Here is an 11085-nt window from a genome sequence, read left to right as displayed (position 1 = left end):
AAGCTGCTGCACATCGCCTATGGGGTACTTAAATCGGGCCAGCGTTTCGACCCTCAACTGGCCCTTGCGCGCTAATGGGGAAGACGGTATCTACGCTCAGCTTCCAGCTTCCTTTCGAGTAAACTGCGCAGCCTGTTTTCGTCCTTCCGGTTACCGTCATGACCTTCGCCTCTTTGGGCCTGATCGATCAGCTGCTACGCACCCTCGAATCGCTTGAATACACCCAGCCGACGCCGGTCCAGGCCAAAGCGATTCCGGCTGTGCTCAAGGGCCGGGACCTGATGGCCGCCGCGCAGACCGGCACCGGCAAGACCGCGGGTTTCGCCTTGCCGCTGTTGCAGCGGCTGCTGCACGAAGGGCCGCAAGTGGCGAGCAATTCGGTCCGCGCACTGGTGCTGGTGCCGACCCGTGAGCTGGCCGAGCAGGTGCATGAGAGCTTCAGAAGCTACGGCCAGGACCTGCCGCTGCGCACCTATGCGGTCTACGGCGGCGTCAGCATCAATCCGCAGATGATGGCCTTGCGCAAGGGCATCGACGTGTTGGTCGCCACACCCGGGCGGTTGCTGGATCTGTATCGACAGAACGCGGTGAAGTTCAGCCAGGTGCAGGCGCTGGTGCTGGACGAGGCCGATCGGATGCTCGACCTCGGCTTTTCCGAAGAGCTGGATGCGCTGTTTAGCGCGCTGCCGAAAAAGCGCCAAACCTTGCTGTTTTCTGCGACCTTCTCCGACCCGATTCGGCAGATGGCGCAGGAGCTGCTGCGCGATCCCCTGTCCATCGAGGTCAGCCCGCGCAATGCTGCGGCGAAAACCGTGAAACAGTGGCTGGTGCCGGTGGACAAGAAGCGTAAGTCCGAGTTGTTTCTGCATCTGCTGGCAGAAAAGCGCTGGGGGCAGGTGCTGGTGTTCGTGAAGACGCGCAAGGGCGTCGACCAGCTTGTGGATGAGTTGCAGGCGCAGGGCATCAGCAGCGACGCGATCCACGGTGACAAGCCGCAGGCTTCGCGACTGCGTGCGTTGGAACGCTTCAAGGCCGGTGAAGTGCAGGTGCTGGTAGCCACCGATGTGGCCGCACGTGGCCTGGATATCCATGATCTGCCGCAGGTGGTCAATTTCGATCTGCCTACTGTTGCCGAGGACTATGTGCACCGTATCGGCCGGACAGGCCGGGCGGGCGCAACGGGCGAGGCCGTGTCGCTGGTCGCCGCCGATGAGGTCGATCAGCTCGCTGCCATCGAGACGTTGATTCAGCAAGTTCTGCCGCGCCACGACGAGCCGGGTTTCGTCCCGGATCATCGGGTGCCGACCACCCAGCCGGGCGGGCAGATCATCAAGAAACCGAAAAAGCCGAAGAAGCCTAAAGAGTCGGCTGCCAAAGGCCGTGTTCATCTGGGCAACTGGTTCGATGAGAGCGAGAAGCCCAACGCCAAGCCGATCCGCAAGGTGCCGAGCCTGGGCGGAACGAAGCCGACCAAAAAGCGCTGACCGAGGCGGGTGGCGCGCCGTGCGGGCGTGTCAGCTCGTTGCGTGTTTGTCGCATTGAGATCGCAACAATGGATGAGCGCCGGTTTGCCTGATTGCTCGTGAAGCCGGGCGTCAGATTGAGAAGGCCTGAGGCTTTGCGTTTTTCATACATGCAAGACAGCACAGGAGAGATCGCTTTTGGCACACGCGCAAGCGGAGCTTCACTCGCTTAGCCGAGCTGACGTATGGGCCGGGTTCAGGCAATTGACGCCGATCTCGCTATTCGTTGTGGTGTTTGGGCTGGCCTTTGGCTTGGCCGCGACGCAGGCGGGGCTGAACGACTATTCGATCCTGATGATGAGCGCGCTGGTCTTCGCCGGCGCCTCGCAATTCGCCTCGTTGGAACTCTGGGGCACGCATGTTCCGGTCGTTCCGCTGGTGGTCACCGTGTTTGCTGTCAATGCGCGGCACCTGCTGATGGGCGCGACGCTATACCCCTATCTGCAACACTTGCCGCCGGCGAAGCGCTACGCGGTGATGTTCGTTGTTTCGGATGCCAACTGGGCCATGTCCATGCAGGCGTTCAGTCTCGGCAGGCCGGGGTTAGGCATCTTGTTCGGCGGTGGTCTGGCGCTCTGGACCTTCTGGGTGTTGGGCACCTGGCTGGGGCTTTATTTCGGCAGCGCCATCCACGATCCGGTCAGCTGGGGGCTGGACATGGTCATGGGCTGTTTCCTCCTGGCGATGGTCGTCGGCGGCAAGAAGGATCTGCGGATGAGTGTGATCTGGATCGTCGCGGGTGGCGCCTCGATGTTGGCGTACTGGTATTTGCCTGCCAATAGCCATGTGGTGGTCGGGGCGCTTGCCGGTGGTCTGTTGGGCGCGCTGTGGATGGAGAAACCGAGATGACGCTGGAAACGGCGGGATCCGGCACGCTGATCGTTATTCTGATCATGGCGGTGGTCACCTTGGTGACCCGTTGGGGTGGTGTGTTCGCCATGTCGTTCGTGCCCATCAGCCGCCGAACCGAGCAGTTCATCAGCGCCATGTCCGGTTCGGTGCTGGTGGCACTGCTGACACCCATGGCAGTCAACGGCGACAACGGTGCCCGGCTGGCTTTTCTCGCCACGGCGGTGACCATGCTGCTGCTGAAGAAGCCGTTGCCGGCCATCGCGGCTGGAATCATCGCCGTGGCGCTGTTCAGGCATCTGGCTTAAACGAGCGCCGTTCCATCAGGCGCTGGGCGGGTTAGCAATCCCCAACCAGCGCAGAATGCCCACCGCTGCCGCTCGACCGCTGGCGAAACAGGCGGTTAGCAGGTAGCCCCCGGTGGGGGCTTCCCAATCCAGCATTTCTCCCGCGCAGAACACGCCCGGCACCTGTCGCAGCATCAATCCGTCGTCCAGCACCTCGAACGGCACGCCGCCGGCACTGCTGATGGCTTCGTCCAGCGGGCGGGGGCGCAGCAACTCGATGGGCAGGGCCTTGATCGCCTTCGCTAAACGCTGCGGGTCATCGAAGGCGTCAGCGGGCGCGAGTTCCCGCAACAACCCCGCCTTGACGCCATCAAGACCGAGTTGACGCTTGAGGTGCTTGGCCATGGACTGCGAACCGCGCGGTTTGGCCAAGGCGCGAATGATCCTCTCCAGCGAATGATCGGGTAGCAGGTCCAGCGTGACTGTGGTGCTACCGTTCTGCTCGATCGCCTGGCGGATCTCGGCGGACAACGCATACACCAGGCTGCCCTCGATGCCGGTGGCGGTGACGACGAACTCACCCTTGCGTGGCGCGCACTCGGCGAGACCGAGGCTGACGGTTTTCAGCGGCGCGCCCGCGAATTTTTCCTGCAGGTGCGAACTCCAGCCTGCCACCTCGAAGCCGCAGTTGGCAGGCCGCAGCGCGTTGACTGCAATGCCGCGGCGTTCCAGCACAGGGACCCAGGCACCGTCGGAGCCCAGGCGTGCCCAGCTGCCACCACCCAACGCGAATAGCACTGCGTCGGCGTCGACGCTGATCTCACCCGACGGCGCAAGCAGACGCAAGCTGCCGTCGGTGTTCCAACCCAGCCAGCGATGGCGCGTATGGATCCGCACGCCCGCATCGCGCAGGCGACGCAGCCAGGCGCGTAGCAGCGGTGCCGCCTTCATGTCCGAGGGAAACACTCGCCCGGAACTGCCAACGAAGGTGTCGATGCCCAGCCCATGGATCCATTCGCGCAGGGCCTCGGGGTTGAACGCGTCCAGCAGCGGGCGCAGTTCAGCGGCACGCTCGCGATAGCGCGCCACAAATGGCTCGAAGGCCTCGGAATGGGTGATGTTCATCCCGCCGACGCCGGCCAGCAGAAATTTGCGACCGACCGAGGGCATGGCGTCATAGAGGTCGACGGCAACGCCCGCCTGGCTCAGCAGTTCGGCAGCCATCAGCCCGGCGGGGCCGCCGCCAATGATCGCGACGCGAGATTGTGAGGTGGGCATGGCGAAAGGCCGTGGTTAAAAGGCGGCCATTCTAGCGGTTCGCGCTGCGAAGTCGCAGCGAGAGTGGTGTCGGGGGATACGCGGACAGGACGATGAGCGGAAGAGAACCCCCGGCGCAGGGCGCGCCGGGGTGCAGGCTGTTAAACCGCGTCGGACTGCTTGGGTTGGCGGCGATAGCCGAACATGCCGGCAAAGCCTGCAACGGCACCAGTGATCAACATCATGATCAGTAGCGCCCAGCTGGCTTGCGATACACGTTTGGCGGCTTGTTCAGCCAGTTCACGGGCTTTTTGCTCCGCCTGGGCCTGCAGCTCTTTGAACTTCACATAGGCTTCCTGATACTGCTGCTCGATCTGGCTGACCATTTGCTCGGCTTCCTGCTGGCTCATGTTGCCGCGCTCCTGTATCAGATTGACCATCGCTTCACGGTCGGCGGCATTCAGGGCTTCTTCACCTTTCTGCTGAATGCGGTCGATTAGTTGCGATATCTGCTCATCAGCCTGCTGAGGATTCTGCTGCGCTTGCTCTACGCGATTCTGAGCCTGCTGCTGAACCTGTTGGACGTCTTGCTCAAGGTTCTGCGGGGCCAGTTGCGGCTTGCCGGTCTGGCGCAGTGCCTTCTTGAGTTCAGCCTCGATATTGCTCAGATCGAGATTGATGTCAGCCTGCTTGACCTGCTGCTTGATCTCACCGCCGATGGCGGGCGCCATGGACGCAACACTGGAGCCAACCGCTTGCAAAGTCGAACCCGCCACGCTGGCTGTGCCCGAGACAGCCGAACCGACCAGGCTGGCAATCAGATACACCGTGATCAGAGTCGTGACAGCCCAAACCAGCAAGCCGTGCAGCATGCCGTGACGGGGCGCCATACGGCCCGCGATGTAGCCGCCTATGGCCAGCGATATGACACCGGCAAGCACCATCCAGATAATCGCGCCCATGCCGAGGCCCGCAACGGGGTTGTGTTCAGTTGCGGGGTCGATCGTGGAAGCGCCGATGGCGGTCCCAAGCAAGTGCAGCAGCAGCGAAACAGCCAGTGCCAATGCAATGCCGGCGAACACGGCACTCCATGACGCGTGGGGCAGGTAGCGGGTAAGAGGGTTGCGATAGGCAGTGGTGTCGCGGTCAGTTTCGAGCATTGGTGCATCCTCATTGTTATGTTTGCCAGTGCTTGAACAGCGATCCAGACGTGCCGGGACGGTTCATTCACACATAGAAGTGAGGGTTTCGCTGCCGTTTGAAGTTCCGCGCTGCGAGCGTTGGTGTGACCAGTGGTGTCAGCCCAGGCCGTGTCGCTGCCAGGCGTTCGCGGCGCTGATGTGCAGCTGCGCATGGCGCCGTGCGAGCAGTGCGCGGTCCTTGTCGTAGCCGCCACCGATCACGCCAACCACCGGAATGTCTCGCCCCAGACAGTGTTCGATCACCGCGCTGTCGCGCATGGCCAGGCCGTCGTCGCTGAGCTCAAGCAGCCCCAGCGCGTCATCACGGTGCACATCGACACCGGCGTCATAGATGACCAGATCCGGCTGATACAGTGGCAGCAGGTAGCTGAGCGTATCGTCGACGACTTTCAGGTACTCCGCATCGCCAAGGCCCGGCGCCAAAGCGATGTCCCAATCGCTGCGGGCCTTGCGCGTCGGGAAATTCTTTTCGCAATGCAGTGACACAGTGACCGCGTCCGGTACCTGCTCGAGGATCCGTGCTGTGCCGTCACCCTGATGCACATCGCAATCGAAGATCAGCACACGACCGACACGGCCGCTCTCCAGCAGCGAAAGGGCGATGATGGCCAGGTCGTTGAATATGCAGAAGCCGGAGGCATGATCGTGATGGGCATGATGGGTGCCACCCGCGAGGTGACAGGCCAGCCCGTGCTGCAAAGCAAGATCTGCGGCCAGCAGCGAGCCGCCAACTGCGCGTACGGTGCGCTGCGCCAGTTGCGGGCTCCAGGGCAGGCCCAGGCGGCGCAGTTCGTCGCGGCTCATGTCGCCGCTGCAGTAGCGCTCGACGTAGTGTCGGTCATGTGCGAGCGCCAGCATATCGGGCGGGCAGAGTTCGGGACGCAACAGCGCCGCATCCGTGGTCAAACCGCAATCAACGAGATGGTCGCGCAGCAGGCGGAACTTCTCCATGGGAAAGCGGTGTCCCGGCGGCAGAGCGGGGCTGTAATCGTCGTGAAATACCAACGGCAAGGACATCGAATCGGCCCCATTGAGGTCAACCGCGAGTATGCAGCCGTTACCGAAATCTTCAAGGGAACAGCATGGACGAACCGATGGAACGTATTGAACTGGAAACACCGCGCCTGCGTCTGCGTGCCTGGCGTGATGGCGATCTCGATGCCCTGGTCGAGCTGTGCAGCGACCCGCTGGTGATGCGCTATTTCCCCGAGTTGCTGTCGCGCGACGAATGCGCGGCGGTGATGGCGCGCAGCCGGATCCATTTCGCGCGGTTCGGCTTCGGGTTCTGGGCGCTGGAGCTCAAAAGCGATGGGCGATTCATCGGTATGGCCGGGCTGGCCTGGAGCCGTTTGCAGCTGCCGTTCTGCCCAGCGGTGGAAATCGGCTGGCGGCTCGCCCATGAACATTGGGGGCAAGGCTTCGCGCGCGAGGCGGCAGAAGCATCGCTGGCGTGCGGCTTCGAACGGCTTCAGCTTCCGGAGGTGGTGGCCTACACCGCGGCGATCAACGAGCCATCGCTGGGGGTGATGCAGGCGTTGGGCATGCGGCATGAACCAGCGGATGACTTTGACCATCCGATGATTCCCGAAGGGCATCCGCTGCGCCCTCATTCGCTGTATCGAATCACGCGGGATGATTGGGTAGCGCTTCGCCGACAAGCGCTACCAGTGGAGCCGCTTCGGCGGAATCCGTAACATTGCGCGCCAGCCTCGTGCCTCGCATACATAAAGGAACTACACCATGAGCGACACCCTAGACACGCTGGTCAACCTGCTGTCGCTGGAGCGAATTGAAGAAAACCTCTTCCGCGGTGCCAGCCAGGACCTGGGCTTTCCCCAGCTGTTCGGTGGCCAGGTGGTCGGTCAGGCGCTGTCCGCGGCCAGCCAGACGGTGGCGCCGGAGCGTCACGTCCATTCGATGCACGGCTACTTCCTGCGGCCTGGTGATTCCCACCAGCCGGTGGTCTATGACGTCGACCGCGTGCGCGACGGTGGCAGTTTCACCACGCGCCGGGTCAGCGCGATCCAGAAAGGGCAGACCATCTTTACCTGCAGCGCGTCGTTCCAGGCCGACGAGACCGGGTTCGAGCATCAGTTGCCGATGCCCGACGTGGTCGGTCCCGAGGACCTGCTCAGCGAGTGGGAACTGTTGCACAAACTGACGCCGCTGGTGCCGGCGCGTGTGGCAGAAAAGCTGCGCCGTCCGAAACCCATCGAGATCCGCCCGGTCACGCTGCAGGATCCGATCAACCCGCAGCCGATCGAGCCGGTCCGGCATATCTGGTTCCGTGCCGATGGCTCGCTGCCGGACAACCCGGCGCTGCACAAGTACTTGGTCGCCTACGCCTCGGACTTCAGCTTCATAGGTACCGCACTGCAGCCACACGGCGTCAGTTCTTGGAGCAAGTTCATTCAGCTGGCGAGCCTGGACCATGCCATCTGGTTCCATCGCGAAGTGCGCGCCGACGAGTGGTTGCTGTATTCCATGGACAGCCCCTGGGCCGGTAACGCGCGTGGTTTCGCACGCGGCAGTATCTTCAACCGCGCCGGGCAGCTGGTTGCCTCGGTAGCGCAGGAAGGTCTGATTCGCGTGCGTGAGGACTGGAAGTGAGCCTGGCCGATGCGCGGCACTGGGTGTTCGACATGGACGGCACCCTAACGCTTGCCGTGCACGACTTCCCGGCGATCAAGCGCGCTCTGGATATTCCTGAAGACGACGACATCCTCCATCACCTCGCCGCGCTGCCGGCTGAAGAGGCCGCGGGCAAGCGCGCCTGGTTGCTCGAGCACGAACGCGAACTGGCCTATGCCGCGACGCCGGCGCCGGGCGCCCGTGAACTCCTGCATACGTTGCGCGATCGTGGTTGTCGGCTCGGCGTGTTGACGCGCAACGCACATGAGTTGGCGCTGGTAACCCTGCAGGCAGTGGGCATGGGTGACTGCTTCGCCAGCGATGACATCCTCGGCCGTGACGAAGCGCCGCCGAAACCCGATCCGGGCGGGTTAATGCATCTGGCGGACAAATGGCGCATCGAACCCAGCGAACTGGTGATGGTGGGCGATTACCGCTTCGATCTGGAATGCGCCAAGGCGGCGGGTGCGCGCGGCGTGCTGGTCAACCTGCCGGAAAATCCCTGGCCGGAGCTGACCGAGCTGCACGCCCGTGATTGCATGGCACTGCGCCAGTTACTCGAGGGCTAAGGGGGATCAATCACCCTCGGATCGGCATGCAAAGCTAGGGTGGCTCACGTTGTACCGATCCACGGTGGCGTCAGGCGGGACCCGCCGCTTGGATGTCAGTGCAGGCCGGGGCTCGCCCCATTCGCAGACATCAATAGAGCGCCTGGTACAGCTTGCGTCGGTAGGTGGTGACCAGAGGGTGGTCACTGCCGAGCAGATCGAATACTTGCAACAACGTCTTGTGTGGCAGGCCGTCGGCGTAGCCGCGATTGCGTACGAAGAGCTTCAACAGTCCGTCCAGTGCCGCTTCGTGCTGCTGACGTGCCAGCTGCTGAATGGCCAATTGGTAGGCCGCCTCGTCATCTTCGGCGTTCTGCGCCAAACGGCTCTTGAGGTCGGCAACCTCGGGCAGGTCATTGGCCTGGCGCAGGAACGTCAGCTGCGCGCGGGCGCCAGCCAGTGCCTGCTTGTGTTCGTCGCCCTTTACAGCATCGAGCACCAGTTCGGCTTCGCCGAGCTCGCCACGTTCGGCCAGGCAGCGTGCGTAGAGGATCAACGCGACAGCGTTCTCGTTGTCTTCAGCCAGCGCTTGCTTGAGCAGCTCCTCTGCCTCACCGATGCGTCCCTCGGCGAACAGCGCTTGTGCGGTTTCCAGCGAGTCCGCTTCCGGCGCAGCGGGCGCCTGCACGTGGGGCTCGAGCATGGCGCGGATCGCAGATTCCGGTTGCGCGCCGGCAAAGCCATCGACCGGCTGGCCATCCTTGAACAGCACTACGGTTGGCAGGCTGCGCACGCCGAAACGCGCAACCACGTCCTGCTCGATATCGCAGTTGACCTTGGCCAGCACGAGCTCGCCCTGATACTCCTCGGTGATCTTCGCCAACAGCGGCATCAGCGCTTTGCAGGGCGCGCACCACTCGGCCCAGAAATCCACCAGCACCGGCTTGTGAAAGGAGTTTTCCAGCACCAGCTGCTCGAAATTGGCGCTGGTGACGTCAAAGATGTAAGGAGTCTGGCTCATTGGAATTCTCGGAATGGGCGCATGCGAAATGAGGCGTGCATGTTAAGTGGGGGCGAGCCGATTCGGAAGCAAGGGCGGCGCTGATACCCGATCAGCGACCGGGGGTCGCCAACGGCCAGCTCGCCAGTTCGCTGTAATGAACACCCGATGAGGTGTTTTCTGAGCAATAGAGACCGAAGTGGCGCACCGGCCAATGGAATGCCGGTGGCTGGATATCCGGCAAGGCGTGAACCTGGCGTGAAAGCGTGACGTGCGGCAGAAACGGCCGCGCGTCGAGCATGACGCCGTGGGTGGACAGTCCCGCGTGCAGCTGCTCGACCAGTTGGTTCAGCGGTGACGGGCTCTGGCTGGGCATCAGGCAGGCGAAATCCTTGCCGATCGTCCGCAACTGATCGAGCCGCAGCGCAAAGGCATCGACGCGCACCTTTGTCGCAAGCTGATTCAGGCCCTCGACGGAGGCCGCGGGCTGGTTACCGAGAAAAGCCAGTGTCAGGTGCAGGTTGGTCTGGGCAACGGGCCGACCCCCTACCTCTTGGCTGTCACGCCAGTCGCAGACGGCCTCAGCGAGGTCGGAAGGGCAGGCCAAGGCGAAGAACAGGCGTAATGGTTTGTCGGTCGGCATGTTTCCTCCTGACGGCAGGCGCTGCTTGTCAGCACATCGCGACGGGCACGGCTTCGCGACGGGCGTGGTAGAGGCTGACCCGTCGAAATTCCGCAGGTTCGGCCAGGTCGGGCCAGGTACAGGCGTCAAGGATGTCCAGGCGCTGATACAGCGGGTGCTGGAAATCCCGCACGCGGGAATCGGCCACCAGCGCGACTTGGCCGCGACTGAGGAACTGATCCAGCAAGGGCAGGTTGGCCCGGTCGTAGAGCACGTCGGCCACGATGATCAGGTCGTAGCGGTCAGCCTCGCTGAAAAAGTCTTCCGAATAGTTGAGCTGCACGCCGTTGAGTTCGGCGTTGGCGCGGCACGCGGCAAGGGCCAACGGATCCAGGTCGCAGGCGACAACCTCGGCCGCGCCGGCCTTCGCTGCGGCAATGGCGGCGACACCCGAGCCCGAGCCGAAATCCAACACGCGCTTGTCGCGCACCCATTCCGGCCGCTCGGCCAGCCAGCGCGCCAGGACCAGGCCGCTGGCCCAGCAGAAGCTCCAATAGGGCGGCTCGTCGAGGATCCGCCGGGTTTCCTCCGGGCTGAACGCCCGGTCCATATTGGCCGCATCGATCAGCCATAAACGGATATCGGTGCCGGGCAGCGACTCGATACTCAGCGAAGCGTCGCCGAGCAGCTCAGCCAAGGCTTGTTGCAGCGCAGCGGGCGGGGTCAAGGCGCTGGTACCAGATGCAGCGGGCCCAAGGACTGATTGGCCGGGCTGCTCACCTGCACGGCTGGTAGGCGCATGATCAACTGCCCCGACCGGGTCACTCGCCCACGCAGTTCCACGTCTCGACCCTGGGGGAATTTCTCAGCATTGAACTTGAGGATGAAGGGCAGCTCGGTTCCCCTACCCTGCAGCTTCACATTGCTCAGCAGTCGGTCTGGCTGGTCACGGCGGTTGACCTCCAGCAGCGCCAGCTCGACTTCGCTGTCGGCGGGGACGCCGATCAAGCTGCCGTGCAGTTCGTGCATCAGGGTGGTGGCCTGGGGTGGTTCCTCGAAGGTAACCGCCGCAGTAGGACGCTGGGATTGCTCATTCGAACACCCAACCAGAACCAGCAGCAAAGCAGGCAGAACAAAGGGGCGTAACTGCACGGACGGCTCCATAA

General features: G+C 63.2%; 13 protein-coding genes. 6 read left to right on the top strand and 7 right to left on the bottom strand.

Annotated features, from left to right (window positions below; genetic code table 11):
- Positions 1-158: 158 nt before the first annotated feature.
- From rhlE1 to ACIGHL_RS11415, 3 genes are all read left to right on the top strand, one after another.
- Positions 159-1484 (top strand): RNA helicase RhlE1, encoded by a 1326-nt coding sequence (rhlE1, locus tag ACIGHL_RS11425; RefSeq protein WP_128121946.1) that lies wholly within the window; start codon positions 159-161, stop codon positions 1482-1484.
- A gap of 177 nt (positions 1485-1661) precedes the next feature.
- Positions 1662-2372, top strand: a complete 711-nt coding sequence (locus ACIGHL_RS11420; RefSeq protein WP_128121945.1) for an AzlC family ABC transporter permease — start codon at positions 1662-1664, stop codon at positions 2370-2372.
- Complete coding sequence (locus tag ACIGHL_RS11415) at positions 2369-2680, top strand: AzlD family protein (RefSeq protein ID WP_128121944.1); 312 nt, start codon at positions 2369-2371, stop codon at positions 2678-2680. Before ACIGHL_RS11420 ends, ACIGHL_RS11415 begins: the two co-directional genes overlap by 4 nt.
- Before the next feature lie 15 nt (positions 2681-2695).
- Here the strand turns inward: ACIGHL_RS11415 and ACIGHL_RS11410 are convergent, their stop codons facing one another.
- The 3 genes from ACIGHL_RS11410 to ACIGHL_RS11400 all read right to left on the bottom strand — a co-directional run bounded on the left by ACIGHL_RS11410 (position 2696) and on the right by ACIGHL_RS11400 (position 6135).
- Positions 2696-3937: a TIGR03862 family flavoprotein gene (locus ACIGHL_RS11410; protein WP_128121943.1), complete on the bottom strand. Its 1242-nt coding sequence runs from the start codon at positions 3935-3937 to the stop codon at positions 2696-2698.
- Positions 3938-4077: 140 nt separating this feature from the next.
- Entirely contained in the window at positions 4078-5076 is a 999-nt protein-coding gene (locus ACIGHL_RS11405; protein WP_128121942.1) for a YrzE family protein, read from the bottom strand.
- Between the two features lie 138 nt (positions 5077-5214).
- Complete coding sequence (locus tag ACIGHL_RS11400; protein ID WP_128121941.1) at positions 5215-6135, bottom strand: histone deacetylase family protein; 921 nt, start codon at positions 6133-6135, stop codon at positions 5215-5217.
- Positions 6136-6212: 77 nt separating this feature from the next.
- Here ACIGHL_RS11400 and ACIGHL_RS11395 point away from each other — a divergent pair, with 77 nt between their 5' ends.
- The 3 genes from ACIGHL_RS11395 to ACIGHL_RS11385 are packed head-to-tail and all read left to right on the top strand — an operon-like array spanning position 6213 to position 8318.
- Positions 6213-6812, top strand: a complete 600-nt coding sequence (locus ACIGHL_RS11395) for a GNAT family N-acetyltransferase (protein WP_128121940.1) — start codon at positions 6213-6215, stop codon at positions 6810-6812.
- Positions 6813-6858: 46 nt separating this feature from the next.
- Entirely contained in the window at positions 6859-7728 is an 870-nt protein-coding gene (gene tesB / locus ACIGHL_RS11390; RefSeq protein WP_128121939.1) for an acyl-CoA thioesterase II, read from the top strand.
- On the top strand, positions 7725-8318 hold the full coding sequence (locus ACIGHL_RS11385) for an HAD family hydrolase (RefSeq protein WP_046163208.1): 594 nt from the start codon (positions 7725-7727) through the stop codon (positions 8316-8318). The genes tesB and ACIGHL_RS11385 overlap by 4 nt, the downstream gene beginning before the upstream one ends.
- Before the next feature lie 130 nt (positions 8319-8448).
- On the opposite strand, the gene trxA is transcribed toward ACIGHL_RS11385, so the two are convergent.
- The 4 genes from trxA to ACIGHL_RS11365 form a co-directional block, all read right to left on the bottom strand.
- The gene (gene trxA, locus ACIGHL_RS11380) at positions 8449-9318 is read right to left on the bottom strand and encodes a thioredoxin (protein WP_045424268.1); all 870 of its coding nucleotides are present in this window, start codon (positions 9316-9318) and stop codon (positions 8449-8451) included.
- Between the two features lie 91 nt (positions 9319-9409).
- Positions 9410-9940: an RNA 2',3'-cyclic phosphodiesterase gene (thpR, locus tag ACIGHL_RS11375; protein WP_128121938.1), complete on the bottom strand. Its 531-nt coding sequence runs from the start codon at positions 9938-9940 to the stop codon at positions 9410-9412.
- A 28-nt stretch (positions 9941-9968) separates the two neighbouring features.
- A complete protein-coding gene (locus tag ACIGHL_RS11370) occupies positions 9969-10646 on the bottom strand; it encodes a class I SAM-dependent methyltransferase (protein WP_128121937.1) in 678 nt (225 codons plus the stop codon).
- Positions 10643-11071: a YbaY family lipoprotein gene (locus ACIGHL_RS11365; RefSeq protein WP_413818147.1), complete on the bottom strand. Its 429-nt coding sequence runs from the start codon at positions 11069-11071 to the stop codon at positions 10643-10645. Before ACIGHL_RS11365 ends, ACIGHL_RS11370 begins: the two co-directional genes overlap by 4 nt.
- Positions 11072-11085: the final 14 nt, after the last annotated feature.

This window comes from Pseudomonas sp. NPDC077451 (assembly GCF_044543345.1).
Classification (GTDB): domain Bacteria; phylum Pseudomonadota; class Gammaproteobacteria; order Pseudomonadales; family Pseudomonadaceae; genus Stutzerimonas.
The sequence above is the reverse complement of the archived record's forward strand: the minus strand, read 5'-3'. Positions and strand labels throughout refer to the sequence as shown.